25 protein-coding genes are annotated in these 26161 nt (G+C 72.1%); 12 read left to right on the top strand and 13 right to left on the bottom strand.

All coding sequences use genetic code 11. The features are described from left to right. Positions 1 to 53 precede the first annotated feature (53 nt). Together fabI and fabG are read right to left on the bottom strand one after the other, a co-directional pair. Positions 54 to 824, bottom strand: coding sequence for an enoyl-ACP reductase FabI (fabI, locus tag ACFVXK_RS24485; RefSeq protein ID WP_365150385.1), 771 nt, complete (start codon positions 822 to 824; stop codon positions 54 to 56). Between the two features lie 5 nt (positions 825 to 829). Then, entirely contained in the window at positions 830 to 1549 is a 720-nt protein-coding gene (gene fabG, locus ACFVXK_RS24490; protein WP_389615016.1) for a 3-oxoacyl-[acyl-carrier-protein] reductase, read from the bottom strand. A 146-nt stretch (positions 1550 to 1695) separates the two neighbouring features. Here fabG and ACFVXK_RS24495 point away from each other — a divergent pair, with 146 nt between their 5' ends. From ACFVXK_RS24495 to tyrS, 3 genes are read left to right on the top strand one after another with little or no spacing between them, the layout of a single operon-like run. Further along, positions 1696 to 3258 (top strand): TldD/PmbA family protein, encoded by a 1563-nt coding sequence (locus tag ACFVXK_RS24495; protein ID WP_389615018.1) that lies wholly within the window; start codon positions 1696 to 1698, stop codon positions 3256 to 3258. Further along, a complete protein-coding gene (locus tag ACFVXK_RS24500; RefSeq protein ID WP_389615020.1) occupies positions 3258 to 4652 on the top strand; it encodes a metallopeptidase TldD-related protein in 1395 nt (464 codons plus the stop codon). Before ACFVXK_RS24495 ends, ACFVXK_RS24500 begins: the two co-directional genes overlap by 1 nt. Before the next feature lie 52 nt (positions 4653 to 4704). Beyond that, positions 4705 to 5973, top strand: coding sequence for a tyrosine--tRNA ligase (tyrS, locus tag ACFVXK_RS24505; RefSeq protein ID WP_389615022.1), 1269 nt, complete (start codon positions 4705 to 4707; stop codon positions 5971 to 5973). Between the two features lie 79 nt (positions 5974 to 6052). Here tyrS and ACFVXK_RS24510 read toward each other — a convergent pair whose 3' ends face one another. Then, positions 6053 to 6331, bottom strand: coding sequence for a GlsB/YeaQ/YmgE family stress response membrane protein (locus ACFVXK_RS24510; protein WP_389615024.1), 279 nt, complete (start codon positions 6329 to 6331; stop codon positions 6053 to 6055). A 136-nt stretch (positions 6332 to 6467) separates the two neighbouring features. On the opposite strand from ACFVXK_RS24510, the gene ACFVXK_RS24515 reads away from it, so the two are divergent. Both ACFVXK_RS24515 and ACFVXK_RS24520 read left to right on the top strand, forming a co-directional pair. Then, positions 6468 to 6800 carry a DUF3099 domain-containing protein gene (locus ACFVXK_RS24515; RefSeq protein WP_389615026.1) on the top strand — a complete coding sequence of 111 codons (333 nt, stop codon included), beginning with the start codon at positions 6468 to 6470 and terminating at the stop codon, positions 6798 to 6800. 138 nt (positions 6801 to 6938) lie between these two features. Continuing rightward, positions 6939 to 7166 (top strand): hypothetical protein, encoded by a 228-nt coding sequence (locus tag ACFVXK_RS24520; RefSeq protein ID WP_389615028.1) that lies wholly within the window; start codon positions 6939 to 6941, stop codon positions 7164 to 7166. Positions 7167 to 7220: 54 nt separating this feature from the next. Here the strand turns inward: ACFVXK_RS24520 and moaA are convergent, their stop codons facing one another. The 3 genes from moaA to ACFVXK_RS24535 form a co-directional block, all read right to left on the bottom strand. After that, the gene (moaA, locus tag ACFVXK_RS24525) at positions 7221 to 8210 is read right to left on the bottom strand and encodes a GTP 3',8-cyclase MoaA (RefSeq protein ID WP_389615030.1); all 990 of its coding nucleotides are present in this window, start codon (positions 8208 to 8210) and stop codon (positions 7221 to 7223) included. 164 nt (positions 8211 to 8374) lie between these two features. Beyond that, on the bottom strand, positions 8375 to 10000 hold the full coding sequence (locus ACFVXK_RS24530; protein WP_389615032.1) for a cation acetate symporter: 1626 nt from the start codon (positions 9998 to 10000) through the stop codon (positions 8375 to 8377). Beyond that, positions 9997 to 10362, bottom strand: coding sequence for a DUF485 domain-containing protein (locus tag ACFVXK_RS24535; protein ID WP_389615034.1), 366 nt, complete (start codon positions 10360 to 10362; stop codon positions 9997 to 9999). The genes ACFVXK_RS24530 and ACFVXK_RS24535 overlap by 4 nt, the downstream gene beginning before the upstream one ends. A 270-nt stretch (positions 10363 to 10632) precedes the next feature. Between ACFVXK_RS24535 and ACFVXK_RS24540 the strand changes: the two genes are divergently transcribed. After that, positions 10633 to 12180, top strand: coding sequence for a S8 family serine peptidase (locus ACFVXK_RS24540; protein WP_389615036.1), 1548 nt, complete (start codon positions 10633 to 10635; stop codon positions 12178 to 12180). 52 nt (positions 12181 to 12232) lie between these two features. On the opposite strand, the gene ACFVXK_RS24545 is transcribed toward ACFVXK_RS24540, so the two are convergent. The 3 genes from ACFVXK_RS24545 to ACFVXK_RS24555 are packed head-to-tail and all read right to left on the bottom strand — an operon-like array spanning position 12233 to position 14868. After that, positions 12233 to 13276 (bottom strand): zinc-dependent alcohol dehydrogenase family protein, encoded by a 1044-nt coding sequence (locus ACFVXK_RS24545; protein WP_045946374.1) that lies wholly within the window; start codon positions 13274 to 13276, stop codon positions 12233 to 12235. A 33-nt stretch (positions 13277 to 13309) separates the two neighbouring features. Next, a complete protein-coding gene (locus ACFVXK_RS24550) occupies positions 13310 to 13990 on the bottom strand; it encodes a lysoplasmalogenase (RefSeq protein ID WP_389615038.1) in 681 nt (226 codons plus the stop codon). Beyond that, positions 13987 to 14868, bottom strand: coding sequence for a sterol desaturase family protein (locus ACFVXK_RS24555; protein WP_389615040.1), 882 nt, complete (start codon positions 14866 to 14868; stop codon positions 13987 to 13989). Before ACFVXK_RS24555 ends, ACFVXK_RS24550 begins: the two co-directional genes overlap by 4 nt. Before the next feature lie 92 nt (positions 14869 to 14960). Here ACFVXK_RS24555 and ACFVXK_RS24560 point away from each other — a divergent pair, with 92 nt between their 5' ends. After that, positions 14961 to 18041 carry an NACHT domain-containing protein gene (locus ACFVXK_RS24560; protein ID WP_389615042.1) on the top strand — a complete coding sequence of 1027 codons (3081 nt, stop codon included), beginning with the start codon at positions 14961 to 14963 and terminating at the stop codon, positions 18039 to 18041. Positions 18042 to 18062: 21 nt separating this feature from the next. Here the strand turns inward: ACFVXK_RS24560 and ACFVXK_RS24565 are convergent, their stop codons facing one another. The 4 genes from ACFVXK_RS24565 to ACFVXK_RS24580 are packed head-to-tail and all read right to left on the bottom strand — an operon-like array spanning position 18063 to position 22261. Continuing rightward, positions 18063 to 19283 (bottom strand): amidohydrolase family protein, encoded by a 1221-nt coding sequence (locus ACFVXK_RS24565; protein ID WP_389615044.1) that lies wholly within the window; start codon positions 19281 to 19283, stop codon positions 18063 to 18065. Then, positions 19280 to 20566 (bottom strand): amidohydrolase family protein, encoded by a 1287-nt coding sequence (locus ACFVXK_RS24570; protein ID WP_389615046.1) that lies wholly within the window; start codon positions 20564 to 20566, stop codon positions 19280 to 19282. The genes ACFVXK_RS24565 and ACFVXK_RS24570 overlap by 4 nt, the downstream gene beginning before the upstream one ends. Before the next feature lie 11 nt (positions 20567 to 20577). After that, on the bottom strand, positions 20578 to 21462 hold the full coding sequence (locus tag ACFVXK_RS24575; protein ID WP_389615048.1) for an SDR family NAD(P)-dependent oxidoreductase: 885 nt from the start codon (positions 21460 to 21462) through the stop codon (positions 20578 to 20580). Between the two features lies 1 nt (position 21463). After that, positions 21464 to 22261 (bottom strand): acetoacetate decarboxylase family protein, encoded by a 798-nt coding sequence (locus ACFVXK_RS24580; protein ID WP_389615050.1) that lies wholly within the window; start codon positions 22259 to 22261, stop codon positions 21464 to 21466. A gap of 149 nt (positions 22262 to 22410) precedes the next feature. Here ACFVXK_RS24580 and ACFVXK_RS24585 point away from each other — a divergent pair, with 149 nt between their 5' ends. The 5 genes from ACFVXK_RS24585 (at position 22411) to ACFVXK_RS24605 (ending at position 26045) form a co-directional block, all read left to right on the top strand. Further along, complete coding sequence (locus ACFVXK_RS24585; RefSeq protein ID WP_389615053.1) at positions 22411 to 23031, top strand: TetR/AcrR family transcriptional regulator; 621 nt, start codon at positions 22411 to 22413, stop codon at positions 23029 to 23031. Between the two features lie 43 nt (positions 23032 to 23074). Beyond that, positions 23075 to 24052: a DEDDh family exonuclease gene (locus tag ACFVXK_RS24590; protein WP_389615055.1), complete on the top strand. Its 978-nt coding sequence runs from the start codon at positions 23075 to 23077 to the stop codon at positions 24050 to 24052. Positions 24053 to 24174: 122 nt separating this feature from the next. After that, complete coding sequence (locus ACFVXK_RS24595) at positions 24175 to 24408, top strand: hypothetical protein (protein WP_389615057.1); 234 nt, start codon at positions 24175 to 24177, stop codon at positions 24406 to 24408. 79 nt (positions 24409 to 24487) lie between these two features. Beyond that, the gene (locus tag ACFVXK_RS24600; RefSeq protein ID WP_389615059.1) at positions 24488 to 25279 is read left to right on the top strand and encodes an SURF1 family protein; all 792 of its coding nucleotides are present in this window, start codon (positions 24488 to 24490) and stop codon (positions 25277 to 25279) included. Between the two features lie 10 nt (positions 25280 to 25289). Continuing rightward, positions 25290 to 26045 (top strand): SDR family oxidoreductase, encoded by a 756-nt coding sequence (locus ACFVXK_RS24605; protein WP_389615061.1) that lies wholly within the window; start codon positions 25290 to 25292, stop codon positions 26043 to 26045. Positions 26046 to 26161: the final 116 nt, after the last annotated feature.

The following is a 26161-nucleotide window of genomic DNA, read 5'->3' on the forward strand; positions in this document are numbered from 1 at the left end:
GAGGGGGACGCGCGGCCACCGCCGTACGGACGCAGGACGCCGTGATCCGAGGATCAGGCGCCCATCGCGTGCAGGCCGCCGTCCACGTGGACGATCTCGCCCGTGGTCTTCGGGAACCAGTCGGACAGCAGGGCCACGACGCCCTTGCCCGCCGGCTCCGGGTCGCTCATGTCCCACGCCAGCATGGAACGCTGGTTCCAGGTGTCCGCCAGCTCGCCGAAGCCCGGGATGGACTTCGCGGCCATCGAACCGATCGGACCGGCCGAGACCAGGTTGCAGCGGACGTTCTCCTTGCCCAGGTCACGGGCGAGGTAGCGGCTGGTGGCCTCCAGCGCGGCCTTGGCCGGGCCCATCCAGTCGTACTGCGGCCAGGCGAACTGCGCGTCGAAGGTCAGGCCGACGACGGCGGCGCCCTCCGCCGGGAAGAGCGGCTTGCAGGCCATGGTCAGCGACTTCAGCGAGAACGCCGAGACGTGCATGGCGGTGGCGACCGACTCGAACGGGGTGTTCAGGAAGTTGCCGCCGAGCGCGTCCTGCGGGGCGAAGCCGATGGAGTGCACGACGCCGTCGAGGCCGCCGAGCTCCTCGCGGACGAGGCCCTCCAGGCGGGCCAGGTGCTCGTCGTTGGTGACGTCGAGCTCGATCACCTTGACCGGCTTGGGCAGCTTCTTGGCGATGCGCTCGGTCAGCGACGGGCGCGGCCAGGCGGAGAGGATGACCTCGGCGCCCTGCTCCTGGGCCAGCTTGGCGGCGTGGAAGGCGATGGAGGACTCCATCAGCACGCCGGTGATGAGGATCCGCTTGCCCTCGAGAATTCCGCTCATGGTGATCAGTGACCCATGCCCAATCCGCCGTCAACGGGAATGACGGCTCCGGTGATGTACGCGGCGTCGTCGGACGCCAGGAAGCTCACGGCGGCCGCGATCTCCTCGGGCTGCGCGTAGCGCGCCAGCGGGACCTGCGCCATGATGCCCGCGCGCTGCTCGTCGCTGAGCACCTTCGTCATGTCGGTGTCCACGAAGCCGGGGGCGACGACGTTGAAGGTGATGTTGCGGGAGCCCAGCTCGCGGGCGAGCGAGCGGGCGAAGCCCACCAGCGCCGCCTTCGACGCGGCGTAGTTGGCCTGGCCGGCCGCGCCCAGCAGGCCGACGACCGAGGAGATCAGGACCACGCGGCCCTTCTTGGCCCGCAGCATGCCACGGTTGGCCCGCTTCACGACACGGAAGGTGCCCGTGAGGTTGGTGTCGACGACGGAGGCGAAGTCCTCCTCGGACATCCGCATCAGCAGGGTGTCCTTGGTGATGCCGGCGTTGGCCACCAGCACCTCGACGTTGCCGTGCTTGGCCTCGATCTCCTTGTAGGCCTGCTCCACCTGCTCGGAGTCGGTGATGTCGCAGCGCACGGCCAGCACGCCCAGCTCGGCGAGCTCCTGCGGCGGCTCACCCGAGCGGTACGTGATAGCGACCTTGTCGCCGGCCTGGGCGAAGGCGCGGGCGATGGCGAGGCCGATGCCCCGGTTTCCTCCGGTGACGAGAACCGAGCGGCTCAACGGATCACCCTTTCGCTTAGCTGTCTGAGTAGCAAAAACCTATCGGTCGCGGTCGGCATCCGGAGAATCGGGCTCCGACAGGGCCTCGCGACGCGGGCTGTCGAATACCTACAGAAACCTGTGGTCACCTTGGGTCCGATCGCGACATGATCGAGCAGACCGTCCCCGACTCCGGGAGGACCCCCGTGGCCCATTCCATCGACGCGGCCTTCACCGCGCTGCCCTTGCGGGCGCTCGCCGACGCGGCGCTCGCGCGGGCGCGCGCGCTGGGCGCCGACCATGCCGACTTCCGTCTGGAGCGGATCCGCAGCGCCTCGTGGCGGCTGCGGGACGCCAAGCCCTCCGGCGGCTCCGACACCACCGACCTCGGGTACGCGGTCCGGGTGGTGCACGGCGGCAGCTGGGGGTTCGCGTCCGGCGTGGACCTCACCATGGACGGTGCGGCCAAGGTCGCCTCGCAGGCCGTGGCCATGGCGAAGCTGTCGGCGCAGGTCATCAAGGCGGCCGGCTCCGACGAGCGGGTGGAGCTCGCCGACGAGCCGGTGCACGCCGACAAGACCTGGATCTCGGCCTACGACGTGAACCCCTTCGACGTGCCGGACGCCGAGAAGTCGGCCCTGCTCGCCGAATGGAGCGCGCGGCTGCTGGCCGCCGAGGGCGTCGCGCACGTGGACGCCTCGCTGCTCGCCGTCCACGAGAACAAGTTCTACGCCGACACCGCGGGCACCACGACCACCCAGCAGCGGGTCCGCGTCCACCCGCAGCTGACCGCGGTCGCCGTGGACGCCACCACCGGCGAGTTCGACTCCATGCGCACCATCGCCCCGCCCGCCGGGCGCGGCTGGGAGTACCTGACCGGCACGGGCTGGGACTGGGACGGGGAGCTGGAGCGGATCCCGGGCCTGCTCGCCGAGAAGATGCGGGCCCCGAGCGTGCAGGCGGGCCGCTACGACCTGGTCGTGGACCCGTCCAACCTGTGGCTGACCATCCACGAGTCCATCGGCCACGCCACCGAGCTCGACCGGGCGCTCGGCTACGAGGCGGCGTACGCGGGTACCTCGTTCGCCACCTTCGACCAGCTGGGCACCCTCAAGTACGGCTCGTCGATCATGAACGTGACCGGCGACCGCACCGCCGAGCACGGCCTGGCCACCATCGGCTACGACGACGAGGGCGTCGCCGCCCAGAGCTGGGACCTGGTCAAGGACGGCACCCTGACCGGCTACCAGACGGACCGGCGGATCGCGAAGCTGACCGGCCTCGGCCGCTCCAACGGCTGCGCCTACGCCGACTCCCCCGGGCACGTCCCGGTGCAGCGCATGGCGAACGTCTCCCTCCAGCCGGATCCGGGCGGGCTGTCCACCGAGGACCTGATCGGCGGGGTGGAGCGGGGGATCTACGTGGTCGGCGACCGCTCCTGGTCGATCGACATGCAGCGCTACAACTTCCAGTTCACCGGGCAGCGCTTCTTCCGGATCGAGAACGGCCGGCTGGCCGGGCAGCTGCGCGACGTCGCCTACCAGGCCACGACCACCGACTTCTGGGGCTCGATGGAGAAGGTCGGCGGTCCGCAGACCTACGTCCTGGGCGGCGCCTTCAACTGCGGCAAGGCCCAGCCGGGCCAGGTCGCGGCGGTCTCGCACGGCTGCCCGTCGGCCCTGTTCCGCGACGTGAACATCTTGAACACCACCCAGGAGGCCGGACGCTGATGTCGACGAATCGCACGAAGCCCCACGAGATCGTCGAGCGGGCCCTGGAGCTGTCCACCGCCGACGGCTGCGTGGTCATCGCCGACGAGGAGTCCAGCGCCAACCTGCGCTGGGCCGGGAACGCGCTGACCACCAACGGCGTCACCCGCGGCCGCACCCTCACGGTCATCGCCACGGTCGACGGCGGCCAGGGGACGGCCTCGGGGGTCGTCTCCCGCTCCGCCGTCACCGCCGCCGACCTGGAACCGCTGGTCCGGGCCGCCGAGGCCGCCGCGCGGGCCGCCGGCCCCGCCGAGGACGCCCAGCCGCTGGTGACCGGCACCCCGGCCTCCCCGGACTTCGCCGACGCCCCGGACGAGACCTCCTCGGCCGTGTTCGCGGACTTCGCCCCGGCCCTCGGCGAGGCCTTCGCCCGCGCCCGGGCGGGCGGCCGGGAGCTCTACGGGTTCGCCAACCACGAGCTGGTCTCCACGTACGTGGGCACCTCCACGGGCCTGCGGCTGCGCCACGACCAGCCGAACGGCACCCTGGAGCTCAACGCCAAGTCGCCGGACCGGCTGCGCTCCGCCTGGGCCGGCCGGGCCACCCGCGACTTCAAGGACGTGGACCCGACCGTCCTGGACGCGGAGCTCGCCGTCCGCCTCGGCTGGGCCGAGCGCAAGGTGGAGCTGCCGGCCGGCCGGTACGAGACCCTGCTGCCGCCGACGGCCGTGGCGGACCTGCTGATCTACCAGATGTGGTCGGCGGCGGCGCGGGACGCGGCGGAGGGCCGGACGGTCTTCTCCAAGCCCGGCGGCGGCACCCGGGTCGGCGAGCGGCTCTCGCGGCTGCCGCTGACCCTGCGCAGCGACCCGAACTTCCCCGGCCTGGAGTCGGCTCCGTTCGTGATCGCGCACAGCTCGGGCGACGACGCCTCGGTGTTCGACAACGGCCTGCCGGTGCCGGCGACCGAGTGGATCAGCGGCGGCGAGCTGGCCCGGCTGACCACGACCCGGCACAGCGCCGGGCTGACCGGGCTGCCGCTCTCCCCGGCCTTCGGGAACCTGATCCTGGAGGGGGGCGGGGACAAGTCGCTGGAGGAGATGGTGGCGGGCACCGAGCGGGGCCTGCTGCTGACCTGCCTCTGGTACATCCGCGAGGTCGACCCGGCCACCCTCCTGCTCACGGGCCTGACCCGGGACGGGGTCTACCTGGTGGAGAACGGGCAGGTCACGGGCGAGGTGAACAACTTCCGGTTCAACGAGTCCCCGGTGGACCTGCTGTCGCGCGCCTCGGAGGCGGGACGCACCGAGAAGACGCTGCCGCGCGAGTGGGGCGACTACTTCACGCGGGCCGCGATGCCCGCTGTCCGCATCCCGGACTTCAACATGAGTTCGGTCAGCAAGGGCGTCTGACGCACCTAGACTGAGCACGGCATTTCCACAATTCGTAAGGAGTCGAGAGACCGTGACGGACATCGTCGACGAACTGAAGTGGCGCGGGCTGTTCGCCCAGTCCACCGATGAAGAAGCGCTGCGCAAGGCCTTCGCGGACGGTCCCGTCACGTTCTATTGCGGCTTCGACCCGACGGCCGCCTCGCTGCACGTGGGGCACCTGGTGCAGGTGCTGACCGTGCGCCGGCTCCAGCAGGCGGGTCACCGCCCGCTGGCGCTGGTCGGCGGGGCGACCGGGCAGATCGGCGACCCGCGGCCGACGGCCGAGCGGACGCTGAACGACCCGGAGACCGTCGCGAACTGGGTGACGCGCCTGCGCACCCAGATCGAGCCGTTCCTGTCCTTCGAGGGCGAGAACGCCGCGGTCATGGTCAACAACCTGGACTGGACCGCGGGCATGTCCGCGATCGAGTTCCTGCGGGACATCGGCAAGCACTTCCGCGTCAACAAGATGCTGACGAAGGACTCGGTCGCCAAGCGGCTGGAGTCCGACCAGGGCATCAGCTACACGGAGTTCAGCTACCAGCTGCTCCAGGGCATGGACTTCCTGGAGCTGTACCGCCGCTACGGCTGCGTGCTCCAGCAGGGCGGCTCGGACCAGTGGGGCAACCTGACGGCCGGCCTCGACCTGATCCACCGCCTGGAGCCGCAGGCCCAGGTGCACGCGCTGGCGACCCCGCTGATGGTCAAGGCGGACGGCACCAAGTTCGGCAAGTCCGAGAGCGGGGCCGTGTGGCTCGACCCGGAGATGACCACGCCGTACGCGTTCTACCAGTTCTGGCTGAACGTGGACGACCGGGACATCTCCACCTACATGCGGATCCTGTCCTTCCGCTCCCGTGAGGAGCTGGAGGAGCTGGAGGCGCAGACCGCCGAGCGTCCCCAGGCGCGGGCCGCCCAGCGGGCGCTCGCGGAGGAGCTGACCACGCTGGTGCACGGCGCGGACCAGTGCGCGGCCGTGATCGCGGCCTCGAAGGCGCTGTTCGGCCAGGGCGAGCTGGCGGACCTGGACGAGGCCACGCTGGCCGCGGCCCTGTCCGAGCTGCCGCACGCGCAGGTGGCGGAGCTGGGCCTGGTGGTGGACCTGTTCGCGGAGACCGGCCTGGTCGCCAGCAAGTCCGCCGCCCGCCGGACCGTGAAGGAGGGCGGCGCCTACGTGAACAACGCGAAGGTCACCGCCGAGGACGCGGTCGCCGCGAAGGAGGACCTGCTGCACGGGCGCTGGCTGGTGCTGCGCCGCGGCAAGAAGAACCTGGCGGCGGTCGAGGTCACCGGCGCCTGACGGGCCCCGAGGCGAGGGGCCGGTGCGGACCGCGAGGTCGGTACCGGCCCCTTCGTCATGCCCGCCGCCGTCCGGCGGGTCAGGCCGTGCGGCGCCTGTCGCCGCGGACGGCCAGGTAGATCATGTCGCCGAGCCCGACGACGACCACGGCGCCGGCGAGCTGGAGCAGGTGGCGGATCCAGTCGATGCCCTTGGTGTCGTGGACACCGATCCACATCGCCACGGCGTTGCCGAGGATGCCGCCGATGATGCCGAAAATGGTGGTCAGCCAGAGCGGCTGGTGCTGCTTGCCCGGCAGGATGGCCCGGGCTATGAGGCCCAGCACGAAACCGACGATGATCGCCCACAACCAAGACATGTCGAGCCTCCTCGTGGCGCGGTGTGCGCATGTGGGCCCAGTCTCGGTCCGTAGGGCGCACTACGCATGTCGGGCGGCTCCATTCGGGCGGTACCCCCTCCTCCCCGCCGCCGAGGGGGCGGCGTACCGTGGGGGCATGCAGCGGACGAAGCGGAACGGAGCCGAGGTCTTCCGGATCACCGGGGCCCGCATGGGGCTCGCGGAGGACGTACGGGGGCGCCAGCGCCGGTACGTGATCTCGATGGGCATCAGGACCCTGTCGGTGATCGCCACGGTGATCCTGTGGAACGTGGAGCGCCATGTGGCCATGGTGACGCTCGCCGCCGGCCTCCTGCTCCCCTACATCGCGGTGGTCATCGCGAACGCCGGGCGCGAGTCGGCGCCCTCGCTGCCGTCGCACTTCGTACCCGCCCCTGTGCACCCCGCACTGGAGCCGGGGAACCTCAGGAAAACCTCAGATCAATCATGAAGTTCCGGTGCACCCCACCCGGTCCTGCGTGACATACTGCCTACGCGCTCCGCATCCCCCGTCGGAGCGACGGACCGACGCCGGGCAGCTCCCCCCGTGGCTGCCCGGCGTCGCCCTTCCGTTTGTAGGGTTGGGGTCGTGACCTCTTCCGATATCCCCACCTGCTCCGCCAAGGGCTGCCGCGACGCGGCCGTATGGGTCCTGGCGTGGAACAACCCGAAACTGCACACGCCGGAGCGGCGCAAGACCTGGCTGGCGTGCGAGGAGCACCGCGAGCACCTGTCCCAGTTCCTCGGAGTCCGGGGCTTCCTCAAGGACGTCGTGAAGCTGGAGGAGTGGGTGCAGCCGGAGGGTTCGGAGCGCTGACCGCAGACGTGCGAAAGGGCCCCTCCCGGGAACGGGAGGGGCCCTTTCGCACGCTCAGCCGCCGATCGCGGACATCGGGCGGTCGGGCTGGAGGAACGACGGGTCGTCCAGGCCGGAGCCGGCCTTCTTGCCCCACATCGCCACCTTCCACAGGCGGGCGATCTCCTCGTCCGGGGCGCCCGAGCGCAGCGCGGAGCGCAGGTCGGACTCCTCGGTGGCGAACAGGCAGGTGCGCACCTGGCCGTCGGCCGTGAGCCGGGTGCGGTCGCAGGCGCCGCAGAAGGGGCGGGTGACGGAGGCGATGACCCCGACGGTGGCCGGGCCGCCGTCGACCACCCAGCGCTCGGCGGGGGCGGAGCCGCGCTCGTCCGCGCCCTCTTCGGTGAGGGTGAAGCGGGTGCGCAGGGACTGGAGGATGTCCCCGGCGGTGATCATGCCGTCGCGCTTCCAGCCGTGCTGGGCGTCGAGCGGCATCTGCTCGATGAAGCGGAGCTCGTACTCGTTCTCCACGGCCCAGGCGAGCAGGTCGGGGGCCTCGTCGTCGTTGAGGCCGGGCATCAGGACGGCGTTGACCTTGACCGGGGTGAGGCCGGCCTCGCGGGCGGCGGCCATGCCGTCGATCACGTCGTGGTGGCGGTCGCGGCGGGTGAGGGTCTTGAAGACCTCGGGGCGCAGGGTGTCGAGCGAAACGTTCACTCTGTCCAGGCCGGCGGCCTTGAGCGCCTGCGCGGTGCGCTTGAGACCGATGCCGTTGGTGGTCAGCGACATCTTGGGGCGCGGCTCCAGGGCCGCGCACCGCTCGACGATGCCGACCAGGCCGGGCCGCAGCAGCGGCTCGCCGCCGGTGAAGCGGACCTCGGTGATGCCCAGGTGCGTGACGGCGATGCGGATCAGCCGGACGATCTCGTCGTCGCTCAGCAGATCGGACTTTCCCAGCCACTGCAGGCCTTCTTCGGGCATGCAGTAGGTACAGCGCAGATTGCACCGGTCGGTGAGCGAGACGCGCAGGTCAGTGGCCACGCGGCCGTACGTGTCGAGAAGCACTGTGGGCCCCCTCCCCTGTCCGGATCTAGAGGTTCTATGGATCGAGCGTACGCGACCGGTGTGTCCGGGAGAGGTGCCCGAATGAACGAGACGTAACACGGCCGCGTCGTACGGAAGTACGACGCGGCCACGCACGGTGTTCGTACGGTCTCCGGGAGCCCCTGTCAGTGGGCCCCGGTGCCGGTGAGGGAGCGTACCTCCAGCTCGGCGAACTTCTCGGGGTCGGCCTCCTCCTTGGACAGGAGGGTGCCGAGCCAGCCGAGGAGGAAGCCCAGCGGGATCGAGATGATGCCGGGGTTCTCCAGCGGGAACCAGTAGAAGTCGGCGTCCTTGAACATCGAGGTGGGCTTCCCGGAGACCACCGGCGAGAAGAGGACCAGGCCGACCGCCGAGATCAGGCCTCCGTAGATGGACCACAGCGCGCCCCGGGTGGTGAAGCGCTTCCAGAAGAGGCTGTAGAGGATCGTCGGGAGGTTGGCGGAGGCGGCGACCGCGAAGGCGAGGGCGACCAGGCCGGCCACGTTCATGTCCCGGGCCAGCGCGCCGAGGAAGATCGCGACGGCGCCGATGACCACGGTGGACCAGCGGGCGGCGCGCACCTCCTCCTTCTCGGTGGCCCGTCCCTTGCGGATGACGTTGACGTAGATGTCGTGCGCGAAGGACGAGGAGGAGGCCAGGGTGAGGCCCGCGACCACGGCGAGGATGGTGGCGAAGGCCACCGCGGAGATCACGGCGAGGAGGATCGCCCCGCCGGTGGAGTCGGGGCCGCCGCCGACGGCCTGGGCGAGCAGCGGGGCCGCGGTGTTGCCGGCCTTGTTGGACTTGATGATCGCGTCGCGGTCGAGGAGGGCCGCGGCGCCGAATCCGAGGGCGATGGTCATCAGGTAGAAGGCGCCGATGATGCCGATGGCCCAGTTCACGGACTTGCGGGCGGCCTTGGCCGTGGGGACCGTGTAGAAGCGGATCAGGATGTGCGGCAGGCCGGCGGTGCCGAGGACGAGGGCGAGGCCGAGGGAGAAGAAGTCCAGCTTGGTCAGCGAGTCCTTGCCGTACTTCAGGCCCGGCTCCAGGAACTTCGCCCCCTGGCCGCTGTGCTCGGCGGCCTGGCCGAGCAGCGCCGAGACGTTGAAGTCGAACTTGAGCAGCACCAGGAAGGTGATCAGCAGGGTGCCCGCGATCAGCAGCACCGCCTTGATCATCTGGACCCAGGTGGTGCCCTTCATGCCGCCGATGGTCACGTAGACGATCATCAGCACGCCGACCAGGGCGACCACGGCGATCTTGCCGCCGTCGGCGGTGATGCCCAGCAGCAGCGAGACGAGCACGCCGGCGCCGGCCATCTGGGCGAGCAGGTAGAAGATCGAGACCACGATGGTGGAGGTGCCGGCGGCGGTGCGGACGGGCCGCTGGCGCATCCGGTAGGCGAGCACGTCGCCCATCGTGTAGCGGCCGGAGTTGCGCAGCGGTTCGGCGACCAGCAGCAGGGCCACCAGCCAGGCCACGAGGAAGCCGATGGAGTAGAGGAAGCCGTCGTAGCCGAAGAGGGCGATGGCTCCGGCGATGCCGAGGAAGGACGCGGCGGACATGTAGTCGCCGGAGATGGCGAGGCCGTTCTGGAAGCCGGTGAACTGGCGTCCGCCGGCGTAGAAGTCGGCGGCGTCCTTGGTCTGGCGGCCGGCCCAGACCGTGATGATGAGGGTGGCGACGACGAACAGCCCGAAGAGGGTGATGATCAGCGGCCGGTGCTCGGTGGCGCCGGCGGCGGTCGTCAGGTGCGGGATGGCGCTCACGCTCCGCCCTCCAGCCGGTTCTTGATGGCCCGTGCCTTGGGGTCGAGCTTGGCGTTGGCGTGCCGCGAGTAGAGCCAGGCGATCAGGAAGGTCGTGGCGAACTGGGCGAGTCCGAGCACCAGGGCGACGTTGACGTTGCCGAACAGCTTGGTCCCCATGAAGCCGCCCGCGTAGTTGGACAGCAGGACGTAGAGCAGGTACCAGGCGATGAAGGCCACGGTGAGCGGGAAGGCGAAGGAACGGTAGGAGCTGCGCAGTTCGGTGAACTCGGGGCTCTGCTGGACGCGCACGAACTCTTCGGGCGACACCTGGGCCGGGGTCGGTCCCGCGCCGCCGGGCGGCGGCGCTGCTTGCGTGGTCACGGGGGGTTCTCCTTGTGACGCGGGTGCGGTGGGGACGGACAAAACAACCTCCGTGCGGGGGGCGGTGGTGCTGAGCCCCCCGGTCAACGGCACGTGCGGCGCGCCGGGTCGGTTCAACACCCGTTGTTTCTTCGGCGGTTCTGCGTTTTAAACGGCTGATTCCTCGAACTGATGGCGCAAAGACGAACGGCGGCGCTAGGTTCGCCTGTCATGAACGCGTCCGACGCGACCGCGTGCGGACTGCTCATTCACGGATGATGTGGAGAACCCATGGCTCATCTGGGATCCGGCCGCCGGCGTGCCCTCGCCGTTCCGGTCGGCCTGGCGCTCACGGCCTCACTCGCCCTCCTGCCCTCGGTGGCTGCCTCGGCCGCGCCGCTGGGCGACACGGCGGGTCCGGCGCCGGCCGCCCGGGCCGCCGCCACCGGCCCCGCGCTCTCGTACGTGGCGAACCTGACCGCGTACGGAACGGCCCGGCAGGCCGCGAAGGCCATCGAGCAGGCCGGCGGGACGGTGGTGACGTCCTATGAACAGATCGGCGTCGTCGTCGCACATTCCCAGAACCCGGACTTCGCCAAGCTGCTGCGGGCCCAGCGGAACCTGTTCGTGTCCGTGGGAGCCACCCGTACGGCCCCTCTCCAGACGGTGCAGACCACCGAGGAGGGCACCACCCAGCGGCTCGGCGACGCGGAGGCCGCCCGGGCCGCCGCGGCGGCGGAACCGGGGCAGGAGCCCCTCGAGGCCGACCAGTGGGACCTGCGGGCGATCAAGGCCGACCAGGCCCAGCAGGTGAACCCGGGCAGCCGGGACGTCACCGTGGGCGTCATCGACACGGGCGTGGACGACACCCACCCCGACCTCGCCCCGAACTTCTCCAAGGAGCAGTCCGCGAACTGCGTCGGCGGCGTCGCGGACACCACCGACGGGGCCTGGCGCCCGTACGCGAACGGCAGCGACCACGGCACGCACGTGGCGGGCACCATCGCGGCCGCGCGCAACGGGATCGGCGTCAGCGGCGTCGCACCGGGCGTCAAGGTCGCTGCGATCAAGGTGAGCGAGCCCGGGACCAGCCTCTTCTACACCGAGGCGGTCGTCTGCGGCTTCATGTTCGCCGCCGAGAAGGGGATCGAGGTGACCAACAACAGCTACTACGTCGACCCCTGGTACTTCAACTGCAAGACGGACGACGACCAGAAGGCACTGGTGGAGGCCCTCACCCGGGCGAGCCGGTACGCCGAGCGCAAGGGCGTGCTGAACGTGGCCGCGGCCGGCAACGAGAACTGGGACCTGGCCGCCGACTCGATCACCGACGACACCAGCCCGGACGACGCCACGCCGTCGCCGCGCACCATAGACCCGAAGGTCTGCCTGGACCTGCCCACGCAGCTGCCGGGCGTGGTCACGGTCAGCGCGACCGGCGCCCAGGGCTTCCGCTCGTACTACTCCAGCTACGGCCTCGGCGTCGTCGACGTGGCCGCCCCCGGCGGCGACAAGTGGCAGGTCCCGGCCACCCCCGACGCCAACGGCCGGGTGCTGTCCACCCTGCCGGGCGGCGGCTACGGCTACAAGCAGGGCACCTCGATGGCCACCCCGCACGTGGCGGGCGTCGCCGCCCTGCTCAAGAGCGCGCACCCGGGGGCCACGCCCTCCCAGCTCCAGGCGATGCTCAAGGCGCAGGCGACGAAGACCGCCTGCCCGGACAAGATCTACGACGGCACCGGCAACCTGGTCGACGCCACCACCTGCCGGGCCAAGTGGGGGCAGACCGGCTTCTACGGCTCGGGCGTGGTCGACGCCCTCAAGGCCGTGAAGCGGTGACGGGAAGGGGCCGGGCGGGGCTCACCCGCCCGGCCCCTTCACACCCGCCGGATCAGGGCTTGATCAGGACCTTGAGGGCGCTGCGGTCGTCCATCGCGCGGTAGCCGTCCGGCACCTCGTCCAGGGAGACGGCGCGGTCGAAGACGGGCGCCGGGTCGATCGCACCGCTGAGCACGTCCTCCAGCAGCTCCGGGATGTACGCGCGCACCGGGGCGACACCGCCGCGCAGGCTGATGTTGCGGTCGAACATGACCCCGAGGTCGAGGCCGGTGCCGCTGCCGTGCGGGACGCCGACGTAGCCGATGGCGCCGCCGTCGCGGGTGATGTTCACGGCGGTGCGCATGGACTGCTCGGTGCCCACGGCCTCGATGACGGCGTGCGCGCCCTGGCCGCCGGTCAGCTCGCGGACGGCCGCCTCGGCGGCCTCGCCGCGCTCGGCGACCACGTCGGTGGCCCCGAACAGCTTCGCGATGTCGGTGCGGGCGCTGTGCCGGCCCAGGGCGATGATCCGCTCGGCGCCGAGGCGCTTGGCCGCGAGGACCCCGCACAGGCCGACCGCTCCGTCACCGACGACGGCGACGGTGGAGCCGGCGCGGACACCGGCGCCGAGGGCGGCGTGGTGGCCGGTGCCCATGACGTCGGAGAGGGCCAGCAGGCCGGTCAGCAGGTGGTCGTCGGAGGCGGCCGCGGCGGGCAGCTTCACCAGGGTGCCGTCGGCGTGCGGGACCCGCACGGCCTCGCCCTGGCCGCCGTCGAAACCGACCGAGCCCCAGAAACCGCCGTGCACGCAGGAGGTGTACAGGCCCTCGGAGCAGTAGTCGCAGGTGCCGTCGGACCACATGAAGGGGGCCACGACCAGGTCGCCGGCCTTCAGGCCGGAGACGGCGGAGCCGGTCTCCTCGACGACGCCGAGGAACTCGTGGCCGATGCGCTGGCCGGGCTGGCGCTGGGCCTCGCCGCGGTAGGCCCACAGGTCGCTGCCGCAGATGCAGGCACGCAGGACGCGGACGACGGCGTCCTCGGGGCGCTGGATCGCAGCGTCGGGCACCTCCTCCACGCGGATGTCGTGCGGGGCGTGGATGACGGTGGCGCGCATGGTGGTGCAGCCCTCCGGCTTCTCGGGGATAGTTCAGTCTTGTATGACCTCCCTACCGTACGCCTGCTTCCGGCGGACCGCTCCCACGGCCAGCAGGTACTGGGCCGCCAGGTAGGTGGCCATGATCCAGAAGTCGGGGCGCGGGAGCTGCGGCCAATCGGCCACCCCGGTGGCGATGAGGGTGTCGGAGAGCAGGAACAGCGCCCCGCCCACCCCGGCGACCCTGCCCAGCGCGCTGGAGCGGTAGGCCATGGAGGCCAGCAGCAGGCTGTAGCCGGCCACGGGGATCCGCAGGTCCGCCGGCAGGTCGGGCCACAGCAGCGCGACGGTCCCGGCGAGCGCCACGGCGTACGCGCCCCCGAGCGCGGGGCTGGTCCGGCCCCGCCCGAAGAGGAGCAAGTAGCAGACGTGCCCGGCGGCGAAGGAGCCCATGCCGACGAGGAAAGCGGGCTCGGCGTCGAAGAGGAGGGCGAGGTCCCCGCCCCAGCCGAACAGCAGCGCGGCGACCAGCAGCCGGGGGGCGCGCAGGGTGAGCACGTACCCGACCAGCAGCGGCATCAGCAGCGGCTTGGCGATCAGGTGCCCCGGGTGCCAGCCGGCCAGCAGCGAGACGAGGTCGACGGCGCAGGCCCCGGCGAAGGCACCGAGCAGGATCCGCCCGGCGCGGCCGGCGCTGCGCGGCACGGGCCGCGTACGGGGGTGGACGGTGCTCACGCGGCGGGCTCCGGCGCCTTCTCGGCCTGCGCGACCGCGGCCGGGGCCGGGGCGGGCTGCCAGCCGGGGCCCCGGAACACCCGCCCGGCGCGCTCGCGCCAGCTGCGGGCGGCGCGGACGTCGCGGGCGATGGCGGCGTACTCGTGGGTGGCGACGCGCAGGGGGTTGTGGGTGCCGATGTTCTTGGTGAGCCCGTAGACGGGCCGCTCGGTCTCCCCGACCCAGGACCCGAACATCCGGTCCCAGACGATCAGGATGCCGCCGAAGTTCCGGTCCAGGTAGCCGCCCTGGGAGGCGTGGTGGACGCGGTGGTGGGAGGGGGTGTTGAAGACGTACTCGTAGGGGCGCGGGAGCTTCCCGATGCGCTCGGTGTGCACCCAGAACTGGTAGAGCAGGTTGATGCCGTAGCAGAACGGGATCGCGGCGGGGTGCACCCCGAGGGCGACCATCGGCAGGTAGAACCACCAGGTGGTCGCGCTGGTCCAGGGCTGGCGCAGCGCGGTGGTGAGGTTGAACCGCTTGCTGCTGTGGTGGACCACGTGGCAGGCCCACAGGATGCGGATGACGTGGTGGAGCCGGTGCTGCCAGTAGTAGAGGAAGTCCTGGACGAGGAGCATCAGCAGGGCGGTCCACCACAGGAACGGCACCCGCAGCGGGGTCAGTTCGTAGACGGCGGTGAAGACCGCGACGACCGGGAGCTTCCAGAGCAGGTCGAAGCCGATGCTGCCGATGCCCATGGTGACGCTGGTGACCGCGTCCTTGGCGTCGTAGCCGGCGGCGTCCTCGTCGGGATGGAGCCGGTAGCTGACCACCTCGATGACGGTGAGCAGCACGAAGGCGGGTATGGACCACAGCACGACATCGGGCAGATTTGGCATGGGCGCACCTTAGGGCGGGTTCCGGGGTGCCGCTAGGGGTTGTTACCGATCAGTATCCGACGGGGTTACCCCGGGTACAAGGGGGAGGGCTCATGGCAGGGGTGGAAACGGCGGCCTTGAGGGCGGCGAGCACGGCGGCGGGCCTGCTCTGGAGGTCCCGGCTGGGCCGGGTGCCGGGCGCGGGCCTCGCGGACCGGCCGGTCCGGCCCGCCGCACACTGGCGCCGGCCCGAGGAGCTGGGCCCGCCGGAGGCGCGGAGGCTGGCCGAGGGGCTGGCGGAGCGGCTGGGCGGGGCCGCGTCCCGGTTACCGGAGCCCGAACGCCTGGCGGCGCTGGACGCGGTGGCCGACGCCTTCGCGGAACTCGGCACGGTCGACGCCGACGCGCTGTTCGGGGCGGACCTGGACCCGGCGCGGCTGGCGGCCCGGCTCCCGGTACCGGCGGGGGCGGGCCTGAGCCCGGCGGCGGAGGCCCTCGCGCGGGACCTGATCCGGCTGGCGTGCGCGCACGCGGTGGAGTACCTGACGACGCTGCCGTCGTTCGGGGCCCGGGCGGAGGTGGAACTCGTGCGCCGCGCGGGGGCGTTGCAGCGGTCGGTGGACCGGCTGGCATCACCCGGGGACGGGGCGGGGCACGCCTTCGAGGAGCGGTACGCCCGCTGGGTGGCCGACACCCACGGGCGGCTCCAGCTGTTCGGCCTGACCACCGCCCGGGCGCGGGAGGAGTGGCCGCTGGACCTGGCGTACATCGGCCTGGGCGTGAGCGGGGAGCAGCCGCCGGTGCTGCCGGGCGAGCCGGGGGTGCACCGCACGACGGTCCGGGCGGAGGAGGCCCTCGGCGCGGCGGACCGGGTCCTGTTGCGGGGTCCGGCGGGCTCGGGCAAGAGCACGCTGCTCCAGTGGCTCGCCATGAACGCCGCCCGGCAGACGGAAGGCCCCTGGGCCCTGTCCGTGCCGTTCGTGCTGCGGCTGCGGTCCTTCACGGCGTCCGACCGCCTGCCGCTGCCGCTGCCGGAGGAGTTCCTCAGGGCCGCCGGGGTGCCTTTGTCGGCTCCGCCGGGCTGGGTGGAGGAGCTGATGCTGAACGGTCGGGCTCTGGTCCTGGTCGACGGGGTGGACGAGGTCCCGCAACGGCTGCGCGCCCGCACGGAGTCCTGGCTGCGCTCCCTGGTCTCGGCCTTCCCGCAGGCCCGGTACGTGGTCACCACCCGCCCGTCGGCGGTACCGGAGGACTGGCTCGCGCGGCAGGGCTTCGTCCCGCACGCGCTGCTGCCGATGGAGCAGGAGGAGGTGGGGGCGTTCATCGGGCACTGGCACCGTGCCGCGCGGGTGGAATGCCAGGGCGAGGACCTGGACGCGTACGAGTCCTCCCTGCGGGAGGCGGTGACGGCCCGCCGCGACCTGGGTCGCCTGGCGACGAACCCCCTGATGTGTGCGCTGCTCTGCGCCCTGAACCGGGACCGGCGGATGCAGCTTCCCCGGGCCCGCAAGGAGCTGTACGACGCGGCCCTGGACATGCTGCTGGTCCGGCGGGACACGGAACGGGAGATCGCGGGGGTGGAGGGGGTCCACCTCACCAGGGACGAACAGATCCTGCTGCTCCAGCGGTTCGCGTACTGGCTGATCCGCAACGGGCAGGTGCAGGCCGCCCGGGAGGAGGCCGTCGAGCTGGTGGCGGAGTGGCTGGAGGCCATGCCCCAGGTCCAGGGCAACCCTGAGCAGGTCTTCACCCACCTCCTGATCCGCAGCGGGCTGCTGCGCGAGCCGGTGAAGGGCTCAGTGGATTTCGTCCACCGCACCTTCCAGGACTACCTGGGCGCGAAGGCGGCGGTGGAGTCGAGGGACTTCGGCGTGCTGGTGCGCAACGCGCAGGACGACACCTGGGACGACGTGGTCCGCATGGCGGTGGGCCACGCGCGGCCGGACGAACGCACCCGCATCCTCCGCGGCCTGCTGAAGCGCGCCGACAAGGTCAAGGGTGCCCGCAACCGTCTGACCCTCCTGGCCGCCGCCTGCCTGGAACACGCCCCGGAGCTTGACCCGGCCCTGCGGCGCGAGATCCAGTCCCGGACCGCCGAACTGCTGCCACCGCGCACCCCGGAGCAGGCCGAGGAACTGGCGAAGGCGGGGGAACTGGTGCTGGAGCTCCTGCCCCGGCCACAGGAGCTGTCCCGGGACGAGGCGGCCGCCTGCGTGCGAACGGCCGCGCTGGTCGGCGGGGTGCGGGCGATGGCGGCGGTCGCCCGCTTCCGGCACGACGACCGCACCGCCGTGCAGTGGGAGATCGGACGCAGCTGGCAGGACTTCGACGGCATGCCGTTCGCCGACGAGGTCCTGGCCGAGGCTCCCCTCACCAAGACGATGCTCAACGTGCGCACGCCCGAGCAGTTGGCCGCGCTGGCCCGGCTGCGGCACGTCGGGAGGGTGCACCTCAGTGACGCGGAGGGGATCCCGGCGTTCCTCGCCGAGCGGCGGCTGACCAACCTGGTGCTGTACCGGAACGGGCTCACGGACCTGGAGGCGCTGACGGCACACCCGGAACTCGAGTATCTGGGGCTCTACAGCTGCCCCGCGCTCTCCGGTCTGGGACCGCTCACCGAGCTGCCCCGGCTGCGGACGCTGGCGCTGACCGACCTGCCCGCGGGGCTGGACCTCTCGCCCCTGGTCGAGTTGGCCGCCCTCGAATGGCTGACGTTCAACACGCCGACCGGTCTGCGGCGCGTCTCCCAGCTGCCCGCCCCGCCGTCCCTCTCGGCGCTCGTGCTCCTCGGCTCCGGACCCGGGCTCGACTCCCTCGATCCCTGGCCCGGGCTGGAGCGCCTGACGGTCCTCGGACCCGAGCTCGTCGACGACGTGGCCGCGCTCCCCGGGCTCCCCTCGCTCCGCGCCCTCAACGTGATGGAGCACCCGGACCTGGATCCGGCCGTGCTGCTCGGCCAGGACGGGCTCACCGAGCTGGACCTCACCGCCTGCCAGTGCCCGAACGGCCTGGCGGCGCTGCGCGGCCTCCCCGGTCTCACGCATCTGGGCCTGACCGGGCGACTCAGCGGCAGCTACGACCTGACCCCGCTCGCCGACCTGGACCGGCTGACGATCACGCTCGGCCCGAACGTCCACCCCGCCGGCCTCGACCGGATCCCGCCCGAGCGGATCAAGAGGCTGAGCCCCTGGTGATCCGCCCGGCGGGAGTCCGCGTCACCAGACCCGGACCGACCCCCCTCGGGCGAACGCCGGGCTGGTGGCGTCGGGCGGGACGGACGTCAGGGGCTCGGCGATCTCCGAGACCAGGGGGCCGCATTTGGCCGCCACCGCGTCCAGCAGGGTCAGGTCGAAGCCGTACACCCGGGCCGCGTTGCCGCCGACCATGGCCGCGACCTCCTCCCTCGGGAGGCCCGCGTACGCGATGCGCAGGCCCTCGCGGGAGTAGGGGGTGGTGCCCTCGTCGTGGGGGTAGTCGCTGCCCCACATGATCTTGTCGAGGCCGATCCGTTCCCGCAGCGGGACCTCGTGGGGGCGCATGAAGCTCGCCCCCACGAAGCAGTTGTCCCGCCAGACCTCGCTGGGGCCCTTGCCCATCGAGTCGGCCAGCCCCGCCCCGAACTTGGACTCCGCCGTGGACGAGGCGGCGACCAGGCGGCCGTGGTAGTAGTCCAGCATCTGCAGGACGCCGGGGATCCAGCCCGAACCCTGCTCCGTGAGGACCAGTTTCAGGTCCGGGTGGCGGCGGAAGGCGCCGCCGAAGATCAGGTGCCACAGGGCCCGGTGCGAGAACCAGGTGGTCTCCACCATGAAGACCGCGCGGGCGGCCGGTTCGTCGCCCAGCGGCGGGGACGCCGAGCCGCCGTGGTGGTTGACCGGGACGTCCAGTTCCGCGCAGACCGCCCAGAGGGGGTCGTACGCGTCCGAGTACAGCTCGGGGACGGTCGAGCCGGGCGGGACGCCGGGGAGCAGGATGCCGCCCGTCAGCCCCGCCTCACGGGCCCGGCGGATCTCCTTCACCGCCGCGTCCACGTCGTTCAGCAGGATCTGCGCCACCCCCGCCCGGCGGCCCGGCGCGTCCGCGCAGAAGTCGGCCAGCCAGCGGTTGTGGGCCTGGAGCCCGGCCCACCGCAGCTCGTACTCGGCGGCCGACGGCGGCTGGGCCATCAACGACGCCTCGGGGAAGAACGGCGGGATGGTGTTCGGGAAGACGACCTCCGCGACGATGCCGTCCGCCTCCAGCTCCGCCAGCCGGCGCGCCGAGTTCCAGTTGCGGTCGGCGGTGTCCGCGAGGAGGTCCTCGTACGGGTTGACGTACGTGGCGGCCCAGGCGTCGAACGCGTCGTGGTGGCGCTTGGCCAGGTACGGCTTGTAGTCCAGCAGGTCGGCGCCCGCGTGGCAGTCCGCCGAGACGACCGTGTAGCGGTCCTCCGTCATGACGAGACCCCCAGCACCGGGAAGTCGTTGTCCGTCAGCCAGTGCCGGCCCACCTCGCGGGAGCGGGCCCAGGAGGCCTCCACCGCCGCCTGGTCGGGGCTCTGGCCCAGCTGGGCCGGGGTGGGGCCGATGCGGCGGGCGAGCGGGGCGAGCTTCGCCGTGTCGAAGCCGAAGACCTCGGCCGCCGCCAGGCCCAGCATGCGCCGGGTCTCGGCGACGGGGATGTCGTGGAAGGTCCTGGCCAGCCAGTTGCGGGTGTCGGGCCAGGTGCCCTCGGGGTGCGGGAAGTCCGAGCCCCACAGGATGTTGTCCACGCCGATCTCGTAGCGCTGGGCGAGTTCGCGGCGCTTGGTGTTGGTGGCGCAGACGAACACCTGCCGGTCGAGGTACTCGCTCGGCGGGCGCTTGAGCTCGGCGAAGGGCGAGAGCTTCTTGCCGCCGTGCGCGCCGAGGTAGAGGCGGTCCATGAACCACAGCTGGTTCGGCAGCCACCAGCAGCCCGACTCGGCGACGCCGAACTTCAGGCCCGGGTGGCGTTCGAAGGCCCCGGACCACAGCAGGAACCACAGCGGGCGGGCGGGCCACCAGGTGACCTCGGAGACGTAGATGCCGAGGTGGTCGCCGTACTCGTGGCGCGGGGCGGCGCCCGAGTGGGTGAGGACGGGCATCCCGGTCTCGGCGGCGGCCGCCCAGACGGGGTCGTAGCGGCGGTCGTGGTAGGGGGCCTTGTCCACCCACATGGAAGGGATCATCAGGGCGCCGAGGCCGGACTCCTTGGCCCGGTGGATCTCGGCGACCACCTTGTCCGGCTCGGCGGTGACGGGCAGCAGGGCGACGCCGCAGTGCCGTTCGGGGTTGCGGGAGACGAACTCGGCGAGCCAGCGGTTGTGCGCCTGGGCGCCCGCCATGCCCAGCTCGGGGTCCTGGTCGCCGGAGAGGCCGAGGCCCACGCCGAAGGGGGCGGCGGTCTGGCTGTCCACGGCGTCGGCGTCGGGGAAGACGACCTCGGCCGCGACCCCGTCGCCGTCGAGCTCCTTGAGCCGCTGGGCGGAGTCCCAGCCGCCCTTGAGGCCTTCCTCGTGGTCGTGGAACCACTTCTCGGCGAAGGCCTCGTTGCGGATGCCGAGGCGGGTGGCCTCCTCGCGACGGGCGTCGCGCTGGCCGAGGAACTCGTCGAAGGCGCGGTGGAAGCGGGAGTCGAGGTAGGGGCGGTACTGCTCGGTGGGCAGTCCGGCGTGGCAGTCGGAGGAGACGATCAGGTACGGGTCTTCGTACGCGTTCACGCTGTTTCTCCTCAGTCGAGGATGAAGCTTTCCAGGTAGGCGGGGTTGGCGCGGTCGAGCATCGACTGCGAACGGGCGCGGATCTGCCGGTCGCTGTGCTCGCTGGCCGGCAGCATCCAGAACCGGTCGGCGCGGATGCCGTCGACGACGTGCTCGGCGACCTCCTCGACCGGGGTGAAGCGCACCTCGTGCCCGGCCGCGCGCATGGCGGACTCGTACTGGTCGAGGGTGCGGTACGGGGACTTGCGCGGCCGCTCCTTCGCGTAGCGCTCGGGGCGGTTGCGGTGCGACTCCCACAGGCCGGTGCGCAGCATGTGCGGTCCGGGGAAGAGGACCGAGGCGCCGACGGCGGCGCCCTCCGCCTTGAGGTGGGCGTAGAGGGACTCGGTCATGGTGACCACGGCCGCCTTGGTGACGGCGTACACGGAGGCGGTGGGCAGCGGGGCGATGCCGCCGTCGCCGGAGGAGGTGTTGACCACGTGGCCGGGGGCGCCGCCGGCGATCATGCGGGGGACGAAGGCCTGGATGCCGTGGAAGACGCCCCAGACGTTGACGGAGAAGGCCCATTTCCAGTCGTTGGGCTCGTGCTCCCACATCCGGCCCTCGGCGCCGGAGCCGACGCCCGCGTTGTTGCAGAGCACGTGGACCGCGCCGAAGGCCCCGTAGGCGGCGTCGGCGAGGGCGGTGACGGAGTCGCGGTCGCTGACGTCGACGGTGCGGGCGAGCACCTCGGCGCCGTCCGCCCGCAGCTCGTCGGCGGCCTTGCGCAGGGCGCCCTCCTCCACGTCGGCGAGGACCACCTTGAGGCCTTCGGCGGCGAAGCGGCGGGCCATGGCCAGGCCGATGCCGCTCGCGGCGCCGGTGACGACGGCCACCTGTCCGGATGCGAGCCTCATGTCACGCACTCCCCTCGGGCGGTCCGTCGAAGGCCTGTTGCGGGTCGTCGTAGCGCTGGTGGAGGTACGGGAGCAGGGCCTGGGCGCTGACCCGTTCGACGGCGCGGCCCTGCTGGTCGGTGGTCTTCTCGCCGATGGTGAGTTCCACGAGGCGGCGTACGGGGAGGTCGGCGACGGGGTCGAACATCGACTCGCGCAGGATCACGTCACCGGTGAGGTGCTCCAGTGTGCGGACCTTCTCGTTGCGGGTGCAGTGCACGAGGACGGGGTCGTCCTCGAAGCCGGAGCCGTCGACGGCGGGGAGGAACTTGAAGTAGAAGTCGGTCTTCTTCGCCGGCGCGGGCACCGGCAGCGCCCGGTCCACCGCCCCGCGCACCTCCACGAAGGCGATGCCGTGCCGGGCGAGGGAGGCCCGGACGACCAGCCCCTCGCGCTCCACGGTGACCTCGCCCAGCTTCTTGGGCTCCCCGAAGACCTCGCGGCCGCCGGTCAGGGCGCGCTCGTGGGTCATCGGCATGACCAGCGGGTACCAGCCCTCGACGCCGCCGTGCCGGGCGGCGACGGCCACCGAGCCGGCGCCGAGCGGGTAGCCGGGCAGGTCGACCTTGCTGATGTTGGCCCGGACGAGGGGCCGTTCGGCGGGCTTGAGCGGCGGCGGCAGGACGGCCGCCACCACGTCGGGGTCGGTCTCCCAGACGGCCACCACTCCGGTGGACCAGATGTCGGGGAGGTTCGAGCTCGTCTCGCGCGACGCGGCGATCTCCGCTTCGGTGCGCGCTCCGTACCGTACGCGTGCCATGTTCCGCACCACCCTTCTGGGGGTCCCCCCGGACGGAGTCTGGGGGAGGGTTCTGTAACACAGTTACACCGCCGCCGATGAAGGGTAAAGAGGGCCGCACGCACCAAAACTGACGGTGCGTCGGATCAGCCGACCCGGGGAGGACGCCGATGGCGAGGAGCCCGCTCACCCGAGAGGCGGTACTGGAGGCCGCCGCCGCGCTGGTCAGGCAGCACGGCCCGGCCGCCCTCACCATGCGCAAGCTGGCCGCCGAACTCGGGACGGCGGTCACCTCGATCTACTGGCACGTGGGCAACCGGGAACAGCTCCTCGACGCCCTCGTCGAACGGACCGTCCGGGACATGGGCGCCATCCGCCCCGCCGGCCGCACCCCCGCCGAGCGCATCGTCTCCGTCGCCCGCAGCATGCGCCGCGAGCTGCGCGAGCGCCCGCACCTGATCGCGATGGTCCACGAACGCGGTCTGACCGACCGGATGTTCCTGCCCGCCCAGCGGGCCCTGGTCGCCGAGGTGCGGGCGGCGGGCCTGGGCGGGGCCCGCGCCGCCGACGCCGTGCGCGCCGTCCAGTTCCAGGTGGTGGGCTTCGTCCTGGTCGAGCGCAACCGCGAGCGCTCCCCCGTCCAGTCCCCCGGGGAGGCCGAACTGTGGGACCCGGCCGACGCCCCCGACGACCCGGCCCTGGCCGGCGCCCTGGCCCGCCCGGTGGACCCGGAACGCCTCTTCGTCCTCACCGTGCGCACCCTGACGGAAGCCCTGCTCGCGGCCGGATGACCCGACGGCGGATCGGAACTGTCGGTGAGGGCCCGTATCCTCTATGACCATGCTCGACGACCGTACGACCGCAGACACGACGTGGCCGACCGCGTACCCCCAGGGGTACGCGGTCGTCGACGTGGAGACGACCGGGCTCGCTCGCGACGACCGGATAGTCTCCGCGGCCGTCTACCGGCTCGACGCACGGGGCAACGTCGAGGACCACTGGTACAGCCTGGTCAACCCGCGGCGGGACCCGGGCCCGGTCTGGATCCACGGGCTGACGAGCGAGATGCTCGCGGACGCGCCCCTCTTCGAGGACATCGCCGGGGAGTTCGCCGAGCGGCTCGCGGACCGGGTCCTCGTCGCGCACAACGCCATCTTCGACTGGCAGATGATCGCCCGGGAGTACGCGCGGGCCTCGTCGGCCGCGCCGGTCCGCCAGCGGCTGTGCACCATCGCCCTGTCGAAGGAGCTGGACCTCCCGCTGCCCAACCACAAGCTGGAGTCCCTCGCCGCGCACTACGGGGTGGTCCAGCAGCGCGCCCACCACGCCCTCGACGACGCCCGCGTCCTGGCGGAGGCGTTCCGCCCCTCGCTGCACGCGGCCGCGCGGGACGGCGTGCGCCTCCCCCTGCTGGAGTGCCGCCCGCTGACGGAGTGGTCGGACTCCCCCGCCACGCCGCGTGTCGGCTACCAGGCCTCGTACGGGGGCAGCTGGCGGGCCTCCCGGAAGCTGGCGCCCTCCCCGTACCCGAACCCGGGGCGGTTCGAGGACGGCAAGCCGCTGAAGCAGGGCATGCGGGTCGCCTTCTCCGGGGACACCTCGGTGGACCGGGAGCTGCTGGAGGACCGGGCGGTGGAGGCCGGGCTGCATGTCGCGACGAGCGTGTCGCGGCTCACCAGCCTGCTCGTCACCAACGACCCCGACTCCGCGACCTCCAAGACGGTCAAGGCCAAGTCCTTCGGCACCCCCGTCGTCGACGAGGCGGCCTTCACCCAGCTGCTGCGGGACGTGGCGCCCGCCGAAGAGAAGTAGCGGCGGGGCCTCGCTCCCGGCTTTGCCCGGCATTGCCCGGCATTGCTCCGGGCGGGTGCAGGCGCGGCGACTCACCCCGGCGGATCTTGTTCCGGCCCTCCGGCCCGCGAAGCATGCGGCGCATGGCACGTTGCGAGGTCTGCGGAAACGACTACGGCATGTCCTTCGAGGTTCATGCACAGGGCGCGATTCACGTCTTCGACTGCTTCTCCTGCGCCATCCACCGGATGGCGCCGATCTGCGAGCACTGCCGGGTCCAGATCATCGGGCAGGGCGTGGAGGTCGAGGGGCAGTGGTTCTGCGGTGGGCACTGCGCCCGCGCGGAGGGGAGGGTGGGCATCGTCGACCGCGTCTGACCCGTCCCGTTCCTCCCCTCCCACCCCGGAAGGCCACCCGGCCTCCGGGGTCTTTTCCCTTGCGGGTACCGTCATGGGCGTGTACCGCTTCTTGCTGACCCGGCAGTGGGTGTGCCTCACCCTCATCGCCCTCGTCCTCATCCCCGTGATGATCAAGCTGGGGTTCTGGCAGTACCACCGCCACGAGCACCGGGTCGCCCAGAACGAGCTGATCGCGAAGAACCTGTCCGCGAAGCCCGTGCCGGTGACCGAGGTCACCTCGCCCGGCCACACCGTCCCGCGCTCCGACTACTGGCGTGCCGTCACGGCCACCGGTACGTACGACTCCGCGCACGAGGTCGTCGTGCGGATGCGCACCTCGAACGACGACAAGGTCGGCTTCCAGGTCGTGACCCCGCTCGTGCTGGGCGACGGACGGGTGGTGCTGGTCAACCGGGGCTGGGTGCCCGGCGGCGACGACCCGACCGCCTACCCGCCGGTGCCGGCCGCGCCCTCGGGCGAGGTGACGGTCAACGGACGGCTCAAGGCGGACGAGACCAGCGGTGGCAGCGGGATCAAGGACCGCAAGGGCCTGCCCGACCGGCAGGTGATGCTGGTCAACAGCGAGCAGCAGTCCGCCTACCTGGGCAAGCCGGTCCTCGGCGGCTACCTCGAACTGACCTCCCCGCTGCCGCCGGGCGGTGCGCCCGAGGCGGTGGCGGAGCCCGACCACGACTCGATCGGCCCGCACATGGCGTACGCCGTGCAGTGGTGGCTGTTCGCGGCGGCGGTGCCGGTGGGCTGGCTGGTCCTCGTACGCCGGGAGCGGCGGGACCTGGAGGCGGCGGCCGCAGCGGCGCAGACCATGTCGCCGGAGCCCGCTTCCGCGTAGGTTGGGCGGCATGGATCTTGGACTGAAGGGCCGTGTCTACATCGTCACCGGCGCCACCCGCGGCCTCGGCTTCGCGTCCGCGCGGGAACTGGTCGCGGACGGCGCGAAGGTGCTGCTGACCGGACGGGACGAGAAGCGGGCGGCCGCCGCGGCCGCCGAACTGGGGCCGGACGCGGTGGGCCTGGCGGCCGACAACGCCGACGCGGGGGCCGCGGAGCGGTTGGTGGCGGAGGCCAAGGAGCGGTTCGGCCGGCTCGACGGCATCCTCATCAGCGTCGGCGGACCGGCGCCGGGCGGCGCGCTGGACAACACGGACGAGCAGTGGACGGCGGCGTTCGAGTCGGTGTTCCTGGGCGCGGTGCGGCTGGCCCGGGCGGCGGCCGCGGAGCTGGGCGAGGGCGGGGTCATCGGCTTCGTCCTGTCGGGCTCGGTGCACGAGCCGATCCCCGGCCTGACGATCTCCAACGGCCTGCGGCCCGGGCTGGCGGGCTTCGCGAAGTCCCTGTCGGTGGAGCTGGGGCCGCGCGGGATCCGCGTGGTCGGGCTGCTGCCGGCGCGGATCGAGACCGACCGGGTGCGGGAGCTGGACGCGCTGTCCGGCGACGCGGCGGCCGTGCGGGCGGGGCACGAGTCCCGGATCCCGCTGCGGCGGTACGGGACGCCGGAGGAGTTCGGGCGCACGGCGGCGTTCTTCCTCTCGCCGGCGGCCTCGTACCTCACGGGCGTGATGCTCCCCATCGACGGCGGCTCCCGCCACGGCTTCTAGCCACACGGGTACCGCTGCGCGGGGCGGAGGTCCCCTACCCGCCCTTCGCCCGTTCCCGGGGGGGGGGGCCCACACTCCCCCCCCCCACCAAAAACCCGCGCGGGGGAAAATCTGAG

It is taken from the genome of Streptomyces sp. NPDC058157 (assembly GCF_042884105.1).
Lineage (GTDB): Bacteria > Actinomycetota > Actinomycetes > Streptomycetales > Streptomycetaceae > Streptomyces.

Excerpts from the sequence above, each read along its gene's own strand:
- ACFVXK_RS24555 (WP_389615040.1), bottom strand. The coding sequence starts at position 14,868 with ATGCCAAATCTGCCCGATGTCGTGCTGTGGTCCATACCCGCCTTCGTG.
- ACFVXK_RS24540 (WP_389615036.1), top strand. The coding sequence starts at position 10,633 with ATGGCTCATCTGGGATCCGGCCGCCGGCGTGCCCTCGCCGTTCCGGTC.
- ACFVXK_RS24500 (WP_389615020.1), top strand. The coding sequence starts at position 3,258 with ATGTCGACGAATCGCACGAAGCCCCACGAGATCGTCGAGCGGGCCCTG.
- fabI (WP_365150385.1), bottom strand. The coding sequence starts at position 824 with ATGAGCGGAATTCTCGAGGGCAAGCGGATCCTCATCACCGGCGTGCTG.
- ACFVXK_RS24595 (WP_389615057.1), top strand. The coding sequence starts at position 24,175 with ATGGCACGTTGCGAGGTCTGCGGAAACGACTACGGCATGTCCTTCGAG.
- ACFVXK_RS24515 (WP_389615026.1), top strand. The coding sequence starts at position 6,468 with ATGCAGCGGACGAAGCGGAACGGAGCCGAGGTCTTCCGGATCACCGGG.
- ACFVXK_RS24580 (WP_389615050.1), bottom strand. The coding sequence starts at position 22,261 with ATGGCACGCGTACGGTACGGAGCGCGCACCGAAGCGGAGATCGCCGCG.
- ACFVXK_RS24545 (WP_045946374.1), bottom strand. The coding sequence starts at position 13,276 with ATGCGCGCCACCGTCATCCACGCCCCGCACGACATCCGCGTGGAGGAG.
- ACFVXK_RS24585 (WP_389615053.1), top strand. The coding sequence starts at position 22,411 with ATGGCGAGGAGCCCGCTCACCCGAGAGGCGGTACTGGAGGCCGCCGCC.
- ACFVXK_RS24560 (WP_389615042.1), top strand. The coding sequence starts at position 14,961 with ATGGCAGGGGTGGAAACGGCGGCCTTGAGGGCGGCGAGCACGGCGGCG.
- ACFVXK_RS24575 (WP_389615048.1), bottom strand. The coding sequence starts at position 21,462 with ATGAGGCTCGCATCCGGACAGGTGGCCGTCGTCACCGGCGCCGCGAGC.
- ACFVXK_RS24510 (WP_389615024.1), bottom strand. The coding sequence starts at position 6,331 with ATGTCTTGGTTGTGGGCGATCATCGTCGGTTTCGTGCTGGGCCTCATA.
- ACFVXK_RS24495 (WP_389615018.1), top strand. The coding sequence starts at position 1,696 with ATGATCGAGCAGACCGTCCCCGACTCCGGGAGGACCCCCGTGGCCCAT.
- ACFVXK_RS24590 (WP_389615055.1), top strand. The coding sequence starts at position 23,075 with ATGACCATGCTCGACGACCGTACGACCGCAGACACGACGTGGCCGACC.
- ACFVXK_RS24565 (WP_389615044.1), bottom strand. The coding sequence starts at position 19,283 with ATGACGGAGGACCGCTACACGGTCGTCTCGGCGGACTGCCACGCGGGC.
- ACFVXK_RS24605 (WP_389615061.1), top strand. The coding sequence starts at position 25,290 with ATGGATCTTGGACTGAAGGGCCGTGTCTACATCGTCACCGGCGCCACC.